This window comes from Paenibacillus ginsengihumi DSM 21568 (assembly GCF_000380965.1).
In the GTDB taxonomy this organism is placed as follows: Bacteria; Bacillota; Bacilli; order Paenibacillales; family NBRC-103111; genus Paenibacillus_G; species Paenibacillus_G ginsengihumi.
This window is the reverse complement of the sequence record NZ_KB905628.1, coordinates 1-19,349: the sequence shown is the minus strand read 5'-3', so window position 1 is coordinate 19,349 and position 19,349 is coordinate 1. Positions and strand designations below refer to the sequence as shown.

The 19,349-nt window shown below is 56.0% G+C and carries 17 protein-coding genes; 2 read left to right on the top strand and 15 right to left on the bottom strand.

The annotated features are described in order from the left end of the window. Positions 1-570 precede the first annotated feature (570 nt). On the bottom strand, positions 571-1,797 hold the full coding sequence (locus F591_RS0124305) for a S1C family serine protease (protein WP_019537204.1): 1,227 nt from the start codon (positions 1,795-1,797) through the stop codon (positions 571-573). Between the two features lie 213 nt (positions 1,798-2,010). On the opposite strand from F591_RS0124305, the gene F591_RS0124300 reads away from it, so the two are divergent. Beyond that, positions 2,011-2,238: a hypothetical protein gene (locus tag F591_RS0124300; protein ID WP_019537203.1), complete on the top strand. Its 228-nt coding sequence runs from the start codon at positions 2,011-2,013 to the stop codon at positions 2,236-2,238. 36 nt (positions 2,239-2,274) lie between these two features. Here the strand turns inward: F591_RS0124300 and F591_RS0124295 are convergent, their stop codons facing one another. The 6 genes from F591_RS0124295 to F591_RS0124270 form a co-directional block, all read right to left on the bottom strand. Beyond that, entirely contained in the window at positions 2,275-3,078 is an 804-nt protein-coding gene (locus F591_RS0124295) for an MBL fold metallo-hydrolase (RefSeq protein WP_019537202.1), read from the bottom strand. Positions 3,079-3,130: 52 nt separating this feature from the next. Further along, positions 3,131-3,892 carry a two-component system regulatory protein YycI gene (gene yycI, locus F591_RS0124290; RefSeq protein WP_245581124.1) on the bottom strand — a complete coding sequence of 254 codons (762 nt, stop codon included), beginning with the start codon at positions 3,890-3,892 and terminating at the stop codon, positions 3,131-3,133. A gap of 12 nt (positions 3,893-3,904) precedes the next feature. Further along, a complete protein-coding gene (locus tag F591_RS0124285; protein WP_019537200.1) occupies positions 3,905-5,185 on the bottom strand; it encodes a YycH family regulatory protein in 1,281 nt (426 codons plus the stop codon). Then, positions 5,182-7,026: a cell wall metabolism sensor histidine kinase WalK gene (gene walK, locus F591_RS0124280; protein WP_019537199.1), complete on the bottom strand. Its 1,845-nt coding sequence runs from the start codon at positions 7,024-7,026 to the stop codon at positions 5,182-5,184. The genes F591_RS0124285 and walK overlap by 4 nt, the downstream gene beginning before the upstream one ends. Before the next feature lie 24 nt (positions 7,027-7,050). Continuing rightward, the gene (yycF, locus tag F591_RS0124275; protein ID WP_019537198.1) at positions 7,051-7,767 is read right to left on the bottom strand and encodes a response regulator YycF; all 717 of its coding nucleotides are present in this window, start codon (positions 7,765-7,767) and stop codon (positions 7,051-7,053) included. A 150-nt stretch (positions 7,768-7,917) separates the two neighbouring features. Then, entirely contained in the window at positions 7,918-9,486 is a 1,569-nt protein-coding gene (locus F591_RS0124270; RefSeq protein WP_026326868.1) for a peptidoglycan DD-metalloendopeptidase family protein, read from the bottom strand. Positions 9,487-10,005: 519 nt separating this feature from the next. On the opposite strand from F591_RS0124270, the gene F591_RS29800 reads away from it, so the two are divergent. Further along, on the top strand, positions 10,006-10,797 hold the full coding sequence (locus F591_RS29800; protein WP_019537196.1) for a stalk domain-containing protein: 792 nt from the start codon (positions 10,006-10,008) through the stop codon (positions 10,795-10,797). 400 nt (positions 10,798-11,197) lie between these two features. On the opposite strand, the gene F591_RS0124260 is transcribed toward F591_RS29800, so the two are convergent. The 8 genes from F591_RS0124260 to F591_RS0124225 form a co-directional block, all read right to left on the bottom strand. Beyond that, the gene (locus tag F591_RS0124260; protein WP_019537195.1) at positions 11,198-11,887 is read right to left on the bottom strand and encodes a hypothetical protein; all 690 of its coding nucleotides are present in this window, start codon (positions 11,885-11,887) and stop codon (positions 11,198-11,200) included. A gap of 164 nt (positions 11,888-12,051) precedes the next feature. Further along, positions 12,052-13,335 carry an adenylosuccinate synthase gene (locus F591_RS0124255; protein WP_026326867.1) on the bottom strand — a complete coding sequence of 428 codons (1,284 nt, stop codon included), beginning with the start codon at positions 13,333-13,335 and terminating at the stop codon, positions 12,052-12,054. A gap of 202 nt (positions 13,336-13,537) precedes the next feature. After that, the gene (dnaB, locus tag F591_RS0124250; RefSeq protein ID WP_083935610.1) at positions 13,538-14,881 is read right to left on the bottom strand and encodes a replicative DNA helicase; all 1,344 of its coding nucleotides are present in this window, start codon (positions 14,879-14,881) and stop codon (positions 13,538-13,540) included. A 109-nt stretch (positions 14,882-14,990) separates the two neighbouring features. Next, the gene (gene rplI, locus F591_RS0124245) at positions 14,991-15,434 is read right to left on the bottom strand and encodes a 50S ribosomal protein L9 (RefSeq protein ID WP_019537192.1); all 444 of its coding nucleotides are present in this window, start codon (positions 15,432-15,434) and stop codon (positions 14,991-14,993) included. Beyond that, positions 15,431-17,392, bottom strand: coding sequence for a DHH family phosphoesterase (locus F591_RS0124240; RefSeq protein ID WP_019537191.1), 1,962 nt, complete (start codon positions 17,390-17,392; stop codon positions 15,431-15,433). Before F591_RS0124240 ends, rplI begins: the two co-directional genes overlap by 4 nt. 24 nt (positions 17,393-17,416) lie before the next feature. Further along, the gene (locus F591_RS0124235) at positions 17,417-18,322 is read right to left on the bottom strand and encodes a DUF2232 domain-containing protein (protein ID WP_019537190.1); all 906 of its coding nucleotides are present in this window, start codon (positions 18,320-18,322) and stop codon (positions 17,417-17,419) included. Between the two features lie 26 nt (positions 18,323-18,348). Next, positions 18,349-18,639, bottom strand: a complete 291-nt coding sequence (locus F591_RS0124230; protein ID WP_083935609.1) for a MazG-like family protein — start codon at positions 18,637-18,639, stop codon at positions 18,349-18,351. Positions 18,640-18,722: 83 nt separating this feature from the next. Then, the gene (locus F591_RS0124225) at positions 18,723-19,154 is read right to left on the bottom strand and encodes a CBS domain-containing protein (RefSeq protein ID WP_019537188.1); all 432 of its coding nucleotides are present in this window, start codon (positions 19,152-19,154) and stop codon (positions 18,723-18,725) included. Positions 19,155-19,349 lie beyond the last annotated feature (195 nt).

Here is a 19,349-nt window from a genome sequence, read left to right as displayed (position 1 = left end):
AGCAAGTATTTGATGATTTCCCATTGGTCGTCGCGTATCTCGTATCGTCTTCTCATAGGATAAGTTTACCAAATATTTGCCTCAGTTGATAGTTTGAAAACACGCCCTAGGGACACTTCCTCTCGTTGGTTATTCGTGGTGGTTTAACCTTTGACAAGAGGCTTGCAGTGTCCTGTTTATTTTGCAAAAAAATTGGCAACTTTTTATGACGAAAATGCCTTGTCACAACGTGAATCTCTCAGATTTTGGCTAGGCTACATTCCGAATTCATGTTGAAATTAACCATGAAACTCGACGCGAATTGATCCATCCCCTGCCAGTCACGCCGCAGCACGCACCGAAACCAGACGAAAGGCCCCGGCCGTTATCGGCCAGAGCCTCTTCGTTACTCCTATCTCTGAACACTTGGCAATATCCCCGAGTACCCATGTCCTATCCAGAACCGCAAACCGCAGGTAAAGACCAGTGACAAAGAACCAACCGTTCGTCAGCGGCGTCTATCTATCGATGCGTAACCTGAGCTACCCCTTAGCCCCCCATGCGCTTCCGTGCCAGAGCCCGGCGCCTCGCCTACTCCTTCAGCTCCTCGAGCGTCACCTCAGCCGAATGCTTCTTCCCTTCGCGATAGAAACCGATCGTCAGCTTCTCGCCGATCTGCTTGCTGCCATAGATATATTTGCGCAGCGCCAGCATCGTTTCGGTCGGCTGGCCGTCCAGCTCCACGATGACGTCGTTCGTCTTCAGGCCAGCCGCTTTCGCCGGGCCGGTCGCCTCCAGCACGATAATCCCCCGCTTGACGTCGGACGGCAGCTTCAGCGATTCCGTGCCGACGTAGCTTTGCAGCTCCTGAGTGACGATGCCGATAAAAGGCCGCTTCACCTTCTTCTCCTTAATCAGCGTATCGATGATCGTCTTCGCCTGATTGACGGGGATGGCGAAGCCGAGCCCCTCGACGCCCATGTCCGACACCTTGAGCGTGTTGATGCCGATGACCTTCCCCTCGAGATTGACCAGCGCGCCGCCGCTGTTGCCCTGATTGATCGCTGCGTCCGTCTGGATGACCTCCATCTCCCAATCGATCGTGCCTCCCCGCCCGAGCGATACCGGGATCGTCCGCTTCGGGTAGCTGATGATCCCCCTCGTCACCGTAGGGGCGTAACCGATGCCGAGCGGATTGCCGAGCGCGATCGCCGTCTCGCCCGTTCTCAGCGCGTCGGAATCGCCGAATTCGGCGATCTGCACGATGCCGTCGCCGTCGATCTCAAGCACGGCCAGATCGCTGATCTGATCCCGGCCGATGAGCTCCGCCTTCCGCCGGTCGCCGGCCGCAGTGACGACATCCAGCTTCGTGAAGCCTTCCACGACGTGATTGTTCGTTACAATTCTCGCCTTGCCTCCGGCTCGTTCAAAAATAACGCCCGAACCGATCCCGACCGCGCCGCTGCGATAATCGTCCGGATCGTTCTCCATCTCCTGCCGCAAGCCGAGAATGCTGACCACCGCCGGCGATACTTTGGCCGCCGCGGCGACGACCGGATCGACGGTGTACGCCGGCAGACCGGCCGCGGTGTCCGCTCCCGGCAGCGGAGCCATCGTCGCTACCGCCGGGGAATCCTGCGGCGCCGCCTCGTCCGACCCGCTCCCGCCAAACAGCAGGAACAGCGCCGCCATCACCGCCGCGCCTCCAGCCGCTGGCATCATCCAGCCGGGCAGACGCCGCCGGCTACTGATCAGCTGCCGCCAGCCAATCCTGCGCGACACCTTGGTGGAATAAAAATCGTCATCAAACAACCCCATCGCCGTTCGCCCCTCTCCCCGCCGATCCTGTCATTTCTTTAACTTTACCCGAAATGAATCCGGTTTGAAACCGCTGCCGACCTACGAACGTATCCGCCCCAACGCGAAATTCTCGTAATCTTATAAATTTCAGGAATGTTTTATCCCCTGCAAGACTAGAATAATAACAAAAGAACGGAATCGCAACCGAAAATACGAGAGGAAGATGCTTCCATGAATACGAACCGGATCTCGGCGCACCTGGATGCCGTAAACCTGATCGGCAAGCTCGCCGACCTGAAGGAAAGCCACTACCAGCAAGGCCTGCTCCTGAACGCCGTCATCGAGCTGCTCATCGACAAAGGGCTGCTGACCGCCAAGGAGCTCGCCGTTCGCGCGGAAACGCTCGATAAGGAAGCCGCCATTTCGCCTTATACGCGCACCTCCTTGCCGGAGCAGTAGCCTTCAAGTTATGTAACGGGCGTTAGCCGTCCGGCTTTACTCCTCGCCGAGATCGTCCCACTCGGTCGCCCGGTCGAAATACGTATCCATCAGTTTGGCGCGATGATCATCCGGCTCCAGCCGGTCCTCTACCATACTATTCACCGTCAGCCTGGCCAAATCCATCAGATTATGGTCGCGGCTGAGATGCGCCAGGTATACCCGCTTCGTCTTGGCCGTCATCACGTCGACCAGTCCGATGCCCGCCGCTTCGTTGGACAAGTGCCCGGTATCGCTCATAATTCTGCGCTTGATATTCCACGGGTACTTGCCCATCCGCAGCATCTCGATGTCGTGGTTGGATTCCAGCACGAGCGCGTCGCTGTCCCGAATCTGCTCCTTCACCCTGGAGCTCATATATCCGAGGTCGGTGGCCAGGCTCAGCTTCTGCTCCCCCTGATAGAAGCAGTAGCCGACCGGCTCCGCCGCATCGTGCGAAATGCCGTAAGACTGCACCTGCAGCGTGCCGAAATCGCGAATTTCTCCGGTGTCCATCACGCAGCGGTTGCTCTCCGCGATCTCACCGACATGGCGCTCCAGCTCGTCCCACGTCTTCTCATTGGCGTAGATCGGCAAATCGTATTTTCTCGATAGCGCGCCCAAGCCTTTTATATGATCGGAGTGCTCGTGCGTAACCAGAATCGCATCCAGCTCCTTTGCATCGACTCCCCGCTCCTTGAGCAGCTGCTCCACCTTCTTCGCGCTTAATCCCGCGTCGATCAAGACCGCGGCGTCTTCGGTCTGCACCACCATGGCGTTGCCCGTCGAGCCGCTGGCCAGTACACTGAAACGAATCCCCATATATTCCTGCTCCTCTTCCTTGGCGAAAGCCCTTAGGACTGTCGCCTCACTGCTACTCCACGGCTCCGTTGAACGCATGCACGAAATACACTTCGCCGCTGCCGAGCGACACTCTCCAGTAAGGCACCATGTACATCGTCTGCGAATTATATTCCTGGCCGTGATATCCGAGCCGGATGCTCGTTACGACAGAGCCTTCCGGCAAGTAATACTCGATCAGGCTCCGCAATGCCACATACGGCGAAATGACCTTCTGCTCCTTCTGCGCCTTCTGCCCGGTCTCCGGCTGCACTTCCGCGTACCTTTGGCGGTAGGCGGTGATTCGGCCGCCTTGCTCCAGCAGCTCGAGCCGCACCTCGAACATCGGCAGATCGCCGTACATCTGATTGAACACGTGCGTCTCCTTCGTCGATACGATCGGATCGTACTCGTACGCGTCCAGCTGCGGAATGGAGGCTCGTGCGACAGCATCGCGCACGGCCCCTTTATGGATCAGCGGATTGAACTTGAAGGACGTTTTCAAGGCCGTCGGCTGCTCCGCGGTTATCGACTCGTCGAAACGAACCACGATGTCCTTCAGCCTCGGAACGTCTTTCGGCAGATCGTCCGGCACCTCGATGTTCTTCGCCTGCAGCAGCCGCTGAATCTCCTCCGCCGCCCCGCCCGCGCTCACCTCCAGATCGAGCAGCTCCGACCGGTTCATGAACAACTGATAGCCGAGCACCAGATTCAATAGCAGAAACGCCAAAATCAATATCGTCTTCGACCGGCCCCAATCCATGCGAACGAGCCCCCCTTCCGGCGCGGTGTCCATCGTATTTCCGGCTTACTCCAAATATTCGTAGGTGCCGTCCCGCAGCTCGACCGTCCATACCGGCACCAGCTCGATCGACTGCTCCATGACCGTTGCCCGGTAGGCGGGAAACACCGCATACACGGAATCCTTCTTCGGATAACGGCTCAGCAGCTCGTCCAGCTCCGCTCCGCCCGGAAGCTGCACCTCCCGGGTCGCCGTGCGCTCGTCCGGAATCATCAGAGACCGCTCGTAGCCGGACACGATGCCTTTTTGCAGCGCGATTTTGATGAATCCGATATTTTCGGACGACTTGTTCATGATCGGCAGCGATTCGTAATACTGCCGGAAAATAAACGCTTGATTCGTCGGCAACAGCCGCTGCTGCGGCACCTTTTGCACCGAGTATGTGCCGTTCCAGCCGCCGTGCTGATTGACGAAGCGCACCGCCGAGATCAGGTTGTCCTCGACATCGATGCGGTCCTCCACCGGCGCCACAGGGTCGGAGTAGGTAAGCCACCGCTGCTCCTTCTTCAGCTGCAGACCGCGCTTGCCATCCGTGTATATTTCCGTGCCGTCGCGCTCCGTCAAGTTCCGGATGACGGCAGGGTCCACGAAGAACGTCCGCTTCAACTGATCGATCGTGTACTGCGTCACCGACAAGGTGTAGCTGCTGAGCGTAATCGGTGCGGTCGGCAAGTAGTAATCGTCCTCGGCATACCGGTAAGGCACGCCCGGCTCCGCCTCCTGCACGAACCGCTCCATGTCCTTGGCCGTAAAATCGGCTTTCATCGCCTCATAAACCGTGCTCGCCGTATCCGTGAACAGGATCGTGCGCGCCTCGTTCGCATCGACCGCGAAAATCCATATTCTCGTGATCAGGTCGTCGTCCGCCGGAAGCTCGCCCTTAAACTGCATCACCCGCTGCAGCACGCTCATCGGCAAACCGTCGCGGAAGCGGATTTCCACCCCCTGCTGCTTGTCCCTCACCTCGTTCCAATCGATGTTCATCAGCGACGGATTCGTCTTGCGGAACGATTCGAACGTCCGCTGCCTCACATTGCCGACAATCCGTTCATACGTCTCTGTCTTCGGGTAAAAGACCGCATGCTGGCCGTCGCCGCGATGCAGCACGAGCTGATCCGGAAACAGCAGATCCTCCAGCACCTCCTGGGAGCCGAGCCTATCCGTCTGCACGTACTCCTCGGGATCGACCGGTTCAAGCTTCGGAAAATTGTAGGCGATCAGATAGCTCTGCAGCAAACTGAGCAGCACCAGAAATACCAGCGTTACGCTTTTCAGCTTCTCGATCATTGGCCGGCCTCCTCCTGCTGGTACGGGAGCGTAAAGGTCACCTTCGTGCCGTGCCCGTATTCGGATTCCAGCTGAATCGTTCCGCCGTGCGCCTTGACTATTTCCCGGGCAATCGACAAGCCAAGTCCCGTGCCGCCCATGCTGCGCGAACGGGCCTTGTCCACCCGGTAGAACCGCTCGAAGATCCGGCCCAAATCCTTCTTCGGAATGCCGATGCCGTTATCCTCAATGGTGATTTCCAGCAAGGCCGGCTCGGTCCGCCGGGCGCCAATCCGGATATGTCCCCCTTCGGGCGTATATTTAATGGCATTGGACACCAGATTGTCGAGCACCTGATCGATCCGGTCGCGATCCAGCTTAATCTCCGGAACGTCCGGCTCCACCTCGATATCGATCTTGATCGCCTGCTGATTAAGCTGGAAGGAGAAACGGTCGGCCACCTCCTCCAGCATATCGCCGACATCCGTCGTCTCCCGGCTGATGATCGCCTGCTTCGAATCGAGCCTCGACAGCTGCAGCAGATCCGTGACGAGCCGAATCATCCGTTCCGTCTCGTTGCGGGCGACGCTCACGAATTTCTGGCCGAGCTCCGGCTCCTCCATCGCGCCGTCTCCGAGCGCTTCAAGATAGCTCTTGATGGTCGTCAGCGGCGTCCGCAGCTCGTGAGACACGTTGGCTACGAACTCCCGCCGCGACTGCTCCAGTTTCTCCTGATCGGTTACGTCCTGCAGCACGACGATCGTCCCCGACGTCCCGCTCTCCTTGCTATGGCTGTGAATCTGGGTGAACGTCGCCCGCACGAAGAACGGCTCGTCCTCCGACGCATGCACGAGCTTCAGCAGCGTCTCGCTCGTATCTTCAGACTCGCTCATCTGGCGGATAACGTCAGGGCTTAAGGCAAGCACCTCCGTCAGCGGCTGGCCCAAGGTCGTATCCTCATTCACCTGCAAAATATGCTTCGCCCTCCGGTTGATGACGATAACGCGTCCCTGCTCGTCGGTCGCGATGAGGCCGTCGTTCATATTGGAGAGGATCGACGCGAGCTTCTCCCGCTCCTCCTCATTGAGCGACAACGCCTCTCGCAGCCGCTCCGTCATGAAGTTGAAGGTCGCGCCGAGCTGGCCGATTTCATCGTTGCCGTGAACCGGCACCTTCTCGTTGAACCGCCCTTCGGCGACCGCCGTCGCCTGCTTCGTAATTTGCTGGATCGGCTTCGTGATCGTGCCGGTCAGGATGACGCCGAGCAGCGCGGTCAGCGCCAGCGCGAACAGCGTGCCGGAGATGAAGATGCCGTTGATCCGGTTCACCGTATCGTAGACGTCCTTCATCGAAGCGACGATGTATACGGCTCCGTATACCTTCACCCCGCTGCCGATCGGCTTGGCCAGCACCAGCTTGCGGACGCCGTCATAGTCGGTGAACATGCGCTGGTTATCCTTGATCCCCTGCAGGGCGCGGCTGACCTCCGTCTGGATGTTCTTCTGCCCGACGACCGACTGGCGGCCCGCCACGGAGGTCGACAGCACGATGCCGTTGGCGTCGATGATCTGAATCTCCGACTGGCTGATCGCGAACAGGCTGACCACCTCGTTCAGATCGGCCGCCAGCTTCTTCGGATCGGCGTCCTTGCTCTCCTGATTGTTGTCGCGCAAATATTTCTCCACCGTCTCGGCCAGCAGCTGCGCCTGCTTCGTCCGGGAATCGATGAAGTCATTCTTGAAGTAATTCTCCAGCGTGAGAATAAAATAAGCGCCGATCAGCTGCATCGCGATCAGAATCATCAAGACATAGATGATGATCAGCTTGTACTGGATCGATTGAAAAAACCGCACGCCCTTCATCCTGCGAATCGCCTCGACCATCGCCTAGAAGCCTGTGCGCGAATTGCGCATCATGTAACCGAGCCCGCGGCGGGTAATAATGTATTCGGGGCGGCTTGGGTCGTCCTCCAGCTTCTCCCGCAGCCTGCGGATCGTGACGTCCACTGTGCGGACATCGCCGAAATATTCGAAGCCCCACACCGCCTGCAAGAGATGCTCCCGGGTCATGACCTTGCCGCTGTTCTTCGCCATATACTGCACGAGCTCGAACTCGCGGTGCGTCAGGTCAAGCGGCTCGCCATCCTTATACACGACATACATATCGTTGTCGATGAACAGGCTCTGAATGCGGATGCCGTTCCGCGCCTCTGCCGTCTCGGCGGCGGCGATGCGCAGCGGCTGCGCCGAGCGGCGCAAATGCGCCTTCACCCTCGCCAGCAGTTCCCGCGTGCCGAACGGCTTCGTCACGTAATCGTCCGCACCGAGTTCCAGACCGAGCACCTTGTCGATCTCGTTATCCTTGGCCGTCAGCATAATGATCGGCGCGTTGATCCGGGACCGCACTTCGCGGCAGACGTCCATGCCGTCCTTTACCGGCAGCATAAGATCAAGCAGAATAAGATCCGGCTCCTCGCTGAAGGCCAGCTCGACCGCCGTGCCCCCGTCGTAGGCGCAAATCACCTCGTAGCCTTCCTTTTCCAGGTTGAATTTCAAAATGTCCGCAATCGGCTGTTCGTCGTCGACGACCAATATTTTGGCCATTGTCCTCACCGCCTGTCAAAGACTTACATCATGTGCACGGTTTCTTGTCTTATTATCTTATCATATCTCTATGCAAAAAGAGACACGAAAGAAGCTCATCCCAGCTTCTTCCATGCCCCCTGTTTTGTCTTGCCTGTTATGCCTTAAGCGTCATTGATTCAAATATTTGAGCGGGTTTTCCGGTTTCTCGTTGCGCTGAATCTCGAAGTGGAGATGTACGCCCGTCGAATTGCCCGTGCTGCCCATGTAACCGATCTTCTCGCCCTTCTCGACGATGTCCCCTTCGGATACGTACAGCTTGCTCATATGGCCGTACAGCGTACGGTACCCGTTCAAGTGATCGAGAATGATCGTATTGCCGTACCCGTCCTTCTTGCCGGCAAAAATCACCTTGCCGTTATCCGAAGCTTTAATCTCCCGGTTCCCCGTCAAGTCGACTCCCTTGTGGAACGCTCCCCAGCGGGTGCCGAACGTGCTTGTAATTTTGTACGAAGAGACAGGCCAAGCGAATTTCCCGGTGCCTTCGCCCAGGACGACCTTCGTGCCTTTCTTGGCGACTTCCTTCACCGGCTGCTGCACGATCTCCTCGCTGAGCACGACCTCTTCCTGCAGCAGTCCGTTCACCTTCGTCAGCTGCAGCGTCAGCCTCTTCTGCCCGTTTCTGCCCGGAGAGATGACCGCAATCTCGCCAAGCCGCATCGTATCGTCCAGCTGGTATTCAACTTCGTATTGAATCTCCTGCGTTTCGACAACCTTCTCCACCGTCTTCACGGCCAGCGTAGGCTTCAGTACGGTCAAATCGAGCTCCTCGCCGACTTTGATCATATCGTTCTCGATCCACGGATTGTTCTGGTAGATGACCTGTTTGGGGATGTCGAACTTCTGAGCGATGCACGACACGCAGTCCCCCTGCTGCACCGTATATTTGATCGGCTGCACATTGCCGGTCTCCAGCTTATTGCGCATATCCTCCGCGTTTAGCACCTGCTTCGGATCGACCTTGGTTTCCTTTGTCTCGACCTTCTGCACGAAATCGATCGACTGCAGCTCGCCCTGCACCGGGGTCGTCTCCTCCGCCACAGCGGACAGCACGCTCACCTTGCCCGGCTCCTTCTTCTTGCCCATGGCCGCCAGAGCGTTGTCCTTGACCTGCTGCAGCACGGTCTTCGCCGTCTCCTCGTCCTTCACGAAGCCGACGCTCTTGCCGTCGACAAACAGCTCCACGCCGACCGGGTACGCCGTAAAATAACCGCCGAGCTTGGCGAGCAGCTGCTCATCGTCGGTTTGGGCATTGAAAGCACTTTCAGCCATAAATTCAACCTTGGGCTCCTCCACAACCATCGTTACGTTGTCCGGCCCCTTCGCCAATAGTTGCTTCTTGCTTTCGCTATATTTCTCCACAATGGCAGGATCCGACACGGTGCCGATCTCCTTGCCGTTGACATAGACATGAAAAATATCGGACATCTGCGCCTGCACATACTGATGCCCGCTCCATACCATCGCACTGATCAATGCACAAGTGGATACGGCTTTGGCCAACGTCCATTTATGGTCAACGATCCCGTTCTTCACGCGGACCCATGTGATCTTCGTTGTTTCTTCGCTTACCGTCTGTTCCCCGTCATTTGCTGCCTGGCGCTTAAACCACGCTGCGAACTTCTGCCTGGATTTGTCCAGCAGCTGCTTCACCCGATCCTTTCCCCACAAACCACTCATCGTCTTCTCCTTTTAAGTCGTTTTTTGCAAGTTCTGCTGATGCGAGAAGCTCCCATGCTCTTCTCCATCGCTATGCTTCTCCGTTAGCCCCTTGGGCTTCATCGCTTTCGAAAGCAGACGGAGGCTTGTCTTGCGGCGCCGGACGGTCGATCCCCAGGATCTTTCCCCTCCGATGCTATAAAAACACCTTAAAATGAACATTTTCTAAACGCGCAAATCCTTTTTTACTTTACCATATAAAGTTTCGCTGTTTCAACTTTTTTGTATGTTTTCCCACATTTTAATACAGACAAACATGGCAGGAGTGTGAAGTCAACGACTGGCAAAAGTCATTTGCTGTAGGTTTGCGACAGAAGTAGACCTGACAAAGGTGTAGTTGCCTCTGCGTATTTTAATGCAATCTTGTCTGTATAACGTAAAATTGTCACCGTTCCTAAATTTTCTTTTATCCAACAAAACGTCTTGCAAGCCCTGAACGTTTAAATGTAGAGAGTAGAGGATACGAAAGGAAGGAAAGCTATGAAGAAAATGGCAATGAGTTTGATATCGGGAGTTTTATTCTCTTTTGCAACTGCTGCGGTTGCTTCCAGTCCTACGATTGAAGCCATTTTGTTTCCAAGCACGGTTCATTTCCATCATGAGGGAAGAATAAATACCCTTGAGGACAACGATAACACGATATTGAATTACAATAACAGTGTGTATGTTCCCCTTCGTTCCTTTGCTGAAAAGATGGGGGCTACTGTGAATTATACTCCGCCCAATTCTGAAACCGGTTCATTGCCGCAAATCGACATCCATTCTGCTCCGATGCAATGGGGATTAGTAGCAGTACAACCACCAGGAAATTTGCCCCTCTCCCCCCTTTCATTAAAACTGGGTAGCGTTAAGGCCGATGCCGGAACAAATAGTGACTTTATTGGAATTTATGCCGAACTGTTCAATACAGGGAAGGAAATAATAGATATCACCAAAACTAAACTAGAAATTAAAATTGAGAAGGTTACGGAAGAGAAACTTGAACTTGTTTGGAGCGGGGAAATCTCTTCGCCAACTTCTCCCGGAGAATTGATGATCCCAAGCAGCAATACAGAAGTTGTTTGGGCAAGAAAATCTCCTATCCTTCACTGGGATAAAAAAGATATGAATGGCAATTTGGTTCCTCCGGGCCAATACCAGATTTCTTTGAGTCAGCCAGCAAATATCGAATACAGTATAGCATTCGCCCCTGCAGGCAGTCCTGCAGGTAAAATCGAATCTCAAACGATCAATCCAGATACATCAAATACGACTGTCGTATACATTCAATAACGATGTCTGTACAAGATAGACGCCTATGACGAACGAATTCTTCGTCATTGGTCGTCGCCTGCGGTATTGAAAAATCAGCTTGTAGATAAAGCTGTTTTTCAAGAGAGTCAGCAAATGTTGTATTTTGTACAACAAAAACAGGGGGTTCACCCCCATTTACGGCTCAATGTTGCATTTTTGTGCAACATTTCAAAGCGATTTTCCCGGGTTTGAAGCCCACCGCCCCCAAATTGTTGCACAAAATGCAACTTTACCCTTATCCTAGTTCAATAGAGGCGGGAAATGTTGCACTTTTTGCAGGATTTTCCGCCTCCACGTGCCTGGGGAGGGGCCGCGGGCCCGGGCTATTTTTACGTTATCAAGCATATATTTCTACCCGCATGCATTCAAGAGCCGAGCCCTATTCCGACTCGATGATCGACAGCAGCTCTTCATAATCTTCCGCCTTCAAATGCTTCTTCAGCAGCTGCTCGATTTCCCTCATCTCCGCAGCAGTAATCCCATCCTCCATCATCGTGGAGATCGCGAGGATATCCGATGCCGGCATGCTGGAAATGACGCTCAGCACCTTATCCTTCTGTTCCCTCGTCAGCTCATTCTTCTTCTTGGTGAATTCCTCGCCTGTCATGACGATCTTCTGGTCCTCCGCCGCAGCCGCCGACCCGCTGGATTGCTGGCTCCAGACGGCGACTGCATCCTCCGGAGGCTTCCGATCCGAACCGGTTCCCTGACCCGGCGTGTCCGTTGTGTCCGTGCCTCCCGTCGGCTCCGACGGAGCGGACGAGCCCGAGCCTGTACTTGTGCGGCCATCCGCTATTCCTTCTCCTGTCTTTTGCGGCGCCGCGGCGGCCGGAACGTCCCCCCCGCCGGGCAGCGAAGCCTTCGTGCCGGAGGCGCCGCCCCACTGCTTGCCCATATAGGCGACGAACTGGCTCCAGCTAATGCCCGCATTCGCCGGTCTCTGAATATGGTATTGATCGAGCAATAAGTTCACGTACGTATTCACCGTGTAAAAGGTCGCCGCAATGCAGATCAGCGATGTGACGATGGCGGTAACGGCTGTTTTGGTCAACCACAGCAGCAATCTCATCTTTTCGCTCACACTCCCGTTTGCCATGCAGCAGGGCAAGGCTGCTTTTCCATCCAGTATTGACCTTTTTGCCTCAAAACAACCGTGTCTGAAAGAAGAAAGGCACAAAAAAGAGAACGCCGCAGCGTTCTCTCGGGATAGTTATCGTAATGAATGATTGTCGATCAATAAATCGGCCGAACCAGGTTCGTCTGCTCCCGGTTGCGTCCTACGGAGAAGATCGCAATCGGGATGCCCGTCAGCTCCGATACGCGCTCGACATAACGGCGCGCATTGGCCGGCAAATCCTCCAGACGGCGCACGCCGCCGAGGTCCTCGCTCCAGCCCGGAAGCTCCTCATACACCGCTTCGCACTCGCTCAGCATCTTCAGGCTCGCCGGGTAATGCTCGATCAGCTCGCCGCGGTACTTGTAGGCGGTGCAGATTTTGACCGTCTCCAGTCCTGCCAGCACGTCCAGCGAGTTCAGGGACAGTCCCGTAATGCCGCTGACGCGGCGGGCATGCCGGACCACGACGCTGTCGAACCAGCCGACGCGGCGCGGACGGCCCGTAACTGTGCCGTATTCGTTGCCGCGCTCGCGGATCCAGTCGCCGGTCTCGTCCAGCAGCTCTGTCGGGAAGGGACCGTCGCCGACACGGGTCGTGTACGACTTGGCCACGCCGATAATTTGCTGAATCTTGCTCGGTCCGACGCCCGAGCCGATACAGACGCCGCCAGCCGACGGGTTGGAAGACGTCACGAACGGATACGTCCCTTGGTCGATATCGAGCATCACGCCCTGCGCGCCTTCGAACAGCACTTTGCGGCCGGCGTCGATCAGGTCGTTCAGCACGACGGACGTATCGGTCACGTACGGACGCAGTTTCTCCGCATACTCGAGATATTCCTTAATGATCGAATCGGCGTCCAGCCCCTTCGAGCCGTATACCTGTTCGATCAGCACATTCTTCTCCTTCACATTATGGCGAACCTTGCGCTCGAACTCCTCCGCATCCATCAGATCGGCCATGCGGATGCCGTTGCGGGCCGCCTTGTCCATATAGCAAGGTCCGATCCCTTTGCGGGTCGTCCCGATCTTGTTCTCACCCTTGCGTTCTTCCTCCAGACCGTCCAGCACCAGGTGGTATGGCATAATGACATGTGCCCGGTCGCTAATCTTCAGATTAGCGGTCGAAAAGCCGTTCTCGTGAACGTATTCGATCTCCTGGATCAATGCGCCCGGATTGACGACCATGCCGTTGCCGATTACGCATACTTTATCGGAATAGAAGATGCCTGACGGCACCATTGTCAGCTTGTACTTTTTACCGTTGATCAGAATCGTGTGCCCCGCATTGTTGCCGCCTTGATAGCGGGCTACGACCTCTGCGGACTCTGCCAAAAAGTCGGTGATCTTCCCTTTCCCTTCGTCTCCCCATTGCGTTCCGACAACTACAACCGTTGACATGCTGCTCATACCCCCGTCAGGTGGTAACCACCTCATAATTAGCCGTCATGGTGCAGCGCACCATGACTAGTTTAGCAGTACGCCGCAGCAAAGTCAATAAAAAGCGAACGATTATGGGCAAGCGCACAACATCGTTCGGAATCGTGCCGGCTAAAGGACGAATCCGCGCCCCGAAATGCCGCCCGACGCAACACTTTACGCTTTACGCTCCCGGCGGCTCCTGCTGATGCGACAGGCTGACGAATTTATTGTAATTTTTCAGGAACGCCAGCTCGACGGTGCCGACCGGACCGTTCCGCTGCTTGGCAATGATGATCTCGATAATATTTTTTTTCTCCGTATCCTGATTATAATAGTCGTCCCGGTACAGGAACGCCACGATATCGGCGTCCTGCTCGATCGAGCCGGACTCCCGGAGGTCGGACATCATCGGCCGCTTGTCTTGCCGCTGCTCGACGCCGCGGCTGAGCTGGGAGAGCGCGATGACCGGGACGTTCAGCTCGCGCGCAATCTGCTTCAGCGTCCGCGAGATTTCCGATACCTCCTGCTGCCGGTTATCGCCGCGGCCGCGGCCTTGGATCAGCTGCAGGTAGTCGATAAGGATCATGCCGAGCCCCTTCTCCTTCTGCAGCCGGCGGCATTTCGCCCGGATATCAGCCACCGTCACCGAAGGGGAATCGTCGATGTAGATATTCGCTTCCGAGAGCGATCCGATGGCCATCGTCAGCTTCTCCCAATCGTCCGGCTCGAGAAAGCCGGTACGAAGCCGCCCCGCATCGACGTTGGCCTCGGCGCAAATCATCCGCTGCACAAGCTGGGCAGCCCCCATCTCCAGGCTGAAGATGGCGACCGTTTCCTTCTCCCGCACGCCGACATTTTGGGCGATATTGAGGGAGAAGGCCGTCTTGCCGACAGACGGACGGGCCGCGACGATAATCAGGTCGGAGCGCTGGAATCCGGACGTCATTTTGTCCAAATCGTGGAATCCCGATTTGATGCCGGTCGAGCTTCCTTTGTTCGTGTACAAAAATTCGACCTTCTCGAACACGTCCATCAGCACGTCGCGGATGGCGACGAAGCCGCTGCCCGACCGGCGCTGCGAAATTTCCTGAATCCGCTGCTCGGCATCGCTTAGCAGCTGACCGACTTCTTCCCCGCCGCTATAGCCGTTCGATACGATCTGCGTCGCCGCGCGAATAAGCCGGCGCAGCATCGATTTCTCCTCGACGATCTGTGCGTAATAGTCGATATTGGCCGCCGTCGGAACGGCGTTGGCCAGCTCCGACAAATAGCTGAGGCCCCCGACGTCCTCCAGCTGCTGCTTGTCCTGCAGCCTTGCCGTGAGCGTAATCAGATCGACCGGCTCGTTCTCCTCCGCAATCTCGATCATCGCTTCGAAAATGAGCTGGTGGGCCGTTCGATAGAAATCGTCGCTGTTGATTCTCTCCATCGCCGTCACCAGCGCGTCGCCGTCCAGCAAGATCGCGCCGAGCACCGCCTGCTCAGCCTCCAGGTTCTGCGGAGGAATGCGATTCTCCAGCAGCATCTGCTCGTTCAATGCTCTCTCCTCCCCCTATGCCGTTTCCACGAAGTCCGGGAAGCCGAGGAAGCCGGCGAATCGATAGAATCCGCCGGCTCCCGGTCAACCTTGCCTTTTATTCTTCAACGACCTGCACCCGGATCCTGCTCGTCACTTCCGGATGCAGCTTGACGGCCACCTCAGTGAAGCCGAGCGTGCGGATCGGCTCATCCATGACCAGCTTCCGCTTGTCGACCTTCAGGCCCGCCTTGTCCAGCGCCTCAGCCACCTGCTTGCTCGATACGGCGCCGAACAGCCTTCCGTCTGCTCCGGATTTCGCCTTGATCGTAACCGTCGTCTCCGCCAGCTTGCGGCCGAGCGCTTCCGCGTCGGCTTTCTCCTGCGCCTTGCGCTTGTCCTCCGCCTTCTTCTGCTGCTCCAGCACCTTCATCGCGCCTTCGCTCGCCGGGGCGGCCATTTTTCTCGGAAACAAAAAGTTATTCGCATAGCCTTCGGAAACGTCCTTGACTTCCCCTTTTTTTCCTTGGCCCTTCACATCCTGCAAAAAAATCACTTTCATTCGAACAGCCCCTCCTCCGCATGAATCTCGTTCAAAATGTGCTTCAGTCTCTGCGTCGCCTCCGACACCGAGCCTTCCAACTGAGTCGCGGCGTTGGTCAAGTGCCCTCCGCCTCCCATCCGCTCCATGACGATCTGCACGTTCATTTGGCCGAGCGAGCGAGCGCTGATGCCGATCAACCCGTCCGGGCGTTCGCTGATAACGAACGAAGCCAAAATATTGGTCATTGATAACAATGTATCAGCAACCTGGGCAATGATCAACTGAGAATATTTGCGTCCTGGCGGTGCGACGGCCAGGGCGATATGATCGTAGATGACGCTGACGTTGCGAATGATCTCCGCCTTCTGCACCGACGCCTCCAGATCCTCCTTCAGCAACTGCTGAATGAGCGATGTATCCGCGCCGCTGCGCCGCAGGAACGAAGCGGCCTCGAACGTTCTCGCGCCGGTTCGCAGGCTGAAGCTCTTCGTGTCGACGACGATCCCGGCAAGCAGCGCCGTCGCCTCCATAACGTCCATCGCCAGACGGTCGTGAAAATATTGCAGCAGCTCCGTCACCAGCTCGCACGTCGAAGAAGCATAAGGCTCCATATAGACGAGCGTAGCGTCCTGAATGAACTCCTCGCTGCGCCGGTGATGGTCGACGATGAATTTGCGCTGGGTGAGCTGCAGCAGCTTCGGTTCCGCCACCATCGAAGCCTTGTGCGTGTCGACCACAACCGACAACGAGCGTGCGCTCGTGATCTGCATCGCCTGCTCCGGAGTGATGAACCAGCGGTTCAGCTTCTCGTCCTCGTAGATAGCGTCCATCAGCTTCTTGATCGACGGATTGATGCCCTCCAGGACAATGTAGCCTTCCTTGCCGCTGATATGCACCATCTTAAGCACGCCGATCGCAGCGCCGATCGCGTCCATATCCGGCACCTTATGGCCCATGATGATGACTTTCTCGCTATCGCGGATCAAATCCCGCAGCGCATGGGAGATGACCCTCGCCCGGACTCTCGTTCGCTTCTCTACCGCATTGCTGCGGCCGCCGTAGAACGTCAGCTTCTCGCCCACCCGCAAGGCCGCCTGGTCGCCGCCGCGGCCCAGCGCCATGTCCAGGCTCGTCTGCGCCCAGTGGCCAAGCTCGTTCAGCGAGGACGAGCCGGAGGCGACCCCGATGCTGAGCGTCAGCGGCAGCTTTTGCTCGATCGTAATGTCGCGCACTTCGTCGAGGATTTCGAACCGCGACTGCTCCAGCGCCTTGAGCGCCGTCTGATTCATCAAGACCAGATAGCGGTCGGAGGCAGTGCGGCGCAGGAACAAATTGTACTTCTGCGCCCATTCGGTAATTTCGCCCGTAACCTTCGCCATCATAATGCTGCGCGTCTGATCGTCCATCCCCTGCGACACTTCGTCCAGGTTATCCATCATGACGATGCCGACGGCCAGCTTCTCTTCCTCGTATTTGCGCGCCAGCGCCGTATAATCGGTAATATCCGTTATATACAAGAGCCGCTCGTCCGGCTGAACCTGCACCTCATACAACCGCTTGCCGATCTCCAGCTCGATCTTCGTCTCTTTGTCCTTGCGCGATTTGAGAGCGGGCAGCAGCTCGTACAGAGGCTCACCGATGACTGAATCCCTATCCAATATTTTGCCGACGAACGGGTTATGCCACTCGACAACCTTCTCCTCGTTATACAGGACGATCCCCAGCGGCAGCTCGTGAATCACCTCGCTGCTCGCCCGTTTGACCCGATGCGACAGCGTGGAGACGTATTCGTTCAAATCTTTGCGGAATGCCTGTTCCGCCGCCAGCGTAAAGTACCCCAATACTCCGGCTAATAGCAGCGCGATCAGCCCTACAGCCCACTGATACCAGAACAAGATGATGATGAGCGCCAGCAGCAATGCAAACGTCCACACATTGTGCATGCCATGCCAACGCTTTAACAGGAACTTCGGCATTTCACTCGCTCCTACACCGTTATGTTATTTGCGGTTCAAACGTTCGCGGATCGGAAACGCCACATCGAATACCCCGAGCAGGCTGAACAAGAAGAAAGCCGGCGGGAAAATCAGCAGCACGATGATGCCTGCCACAGGCAGCGTTTTGTTCCAGCGGTTCGCGTACGCCACATAGAAGAGGAATGAAATGGCCTGCAGCGCAAAAGCGACCGTCAAGATCGGCAGCAAATTCCAAACAATAGAGAAGACGACCGACGTGATGTCTCTGACGAACATATCAAGCAGCAGCGTCACCAGATAGATCCAGACGAACGATCTCGGCAGCTTCCAATCCTTGATCGGCTTGAAGGCCGGAATGGATTCGCCCGAGCGGACGAGCACCTTCCTCGCCAGCCAATGCGACACGACGACATAAAACAGCGAGAAGCCGATCATATATACCGGAAGCATCTTCACCATCATCGATAGCAGCAGTTCCTTGTCGACGGGCAGCATCGCCTGCAGCTCCGGCGGCACCGTGTTCATGCTCTCCAGCATAAACTGCTGGATTCTGGGGACCGGCTGCAAACCGAGCAGCTGGCTGACGACAAGGCTCAGAAGCAGCTCGCCAAGCAGTGTGATCGTCCCGATGGTCAATACCGATCTTGCCGCGGCCCGTTTCTTATATAGATTGCCCATCTGAATGACAGGCGGAAGAAAGAACAGCGATACCGACATCAGCAGCGCGCCGACCCATCCGGCGAACAGCAGCGATGACAGCACATACACTACAGCCAAACTTGCCGCATAATGCAGAAAAAAACGCTTTGTATCGAGCTTGACGTACATTACCGTGACCGGCACCATAATCAGGCTGACTGTAAGCAGGTTGAACGGCGGCAAAAGTACGGACAATAGCAAGAATACATATACTATGCTCCAGCCGAGCATACGCGACCTCTGAGTCGACAAACCGTTCACCTCTTACGCAAATGTTCCTCCAAAGCGGAGATGTCCCCGTACCAGTCCTCGAGCTGATGTCCTTCCTGGCGATGCTTTCTCATCTTATCGAGCACCGCCTCATCCAGGCTGCGCAGCGAAATTCCCAAACGGCGCCCCAGAATGTAGCAGCAGGATATGAGACTGGCCAAACCGTCGATAATCTTATGCTGACTTCCTTCCCATATTCCCTTCAGCAAATGAGCCATTTGGTCGACCAGCTCGGTCTTGAGCCACTCGATAATTTTCGCGCGCTTGGCCAGGTCCATCTCCCTGTCCGTGTTCGCCAAAGCCGCATCTCCTTCCGAAAGTGTAGCTGATATCTGCCCATTTAGTTAATTATACCACAATATCATGCTTTTTGTTCCGACAGCTTCTGCTCCGACTGCCACAGCTTGAAGCAGTACTCGATAATCTCCCTCCGTCTTATAATGCCAATAAATACTTCGTTATCGTCAATCACGGGAACATAATTTTGATTCACCGCCAGCGTAATCAGGTCCTGGACCTGCTGGTCGATGCGTACCGGTTTGATGCACCAATGCTGCGGAACGTCGCTGAGGCGGACTTTGTGAGCGTTCTCGAAACCGATCTCGGGCGAGCGCTTCAGCTTCCACAGCAGATCCCCTTCCGTAATCGTTCCGGCATATCGTCCGTCCTCGTCAATCAGCGGAACCGCGGAAAAACGGTGATACTCCATTCTTTCCAACGCTTGCCGGATCGTATGATTGGGCGATAAATAAATGACTTCCTCTTTAGGCACGAGAAAAAACGCAATATTCAAACCGATCCCTACCTTTCAGCCAAAAACTCCGCCATCCTCATCATATCACGTTCAGGCTATCTTGAAAAATTGGACGGCATCCTCCGGCGAATTTTCAGACACCGCAGGTGACGACCGATGACGACAGGAAGCGCTCGTCATAGGCGTCTATCTTGAAAATTTGGCGGTATACGCCGACAAAATTTCAATACCGCA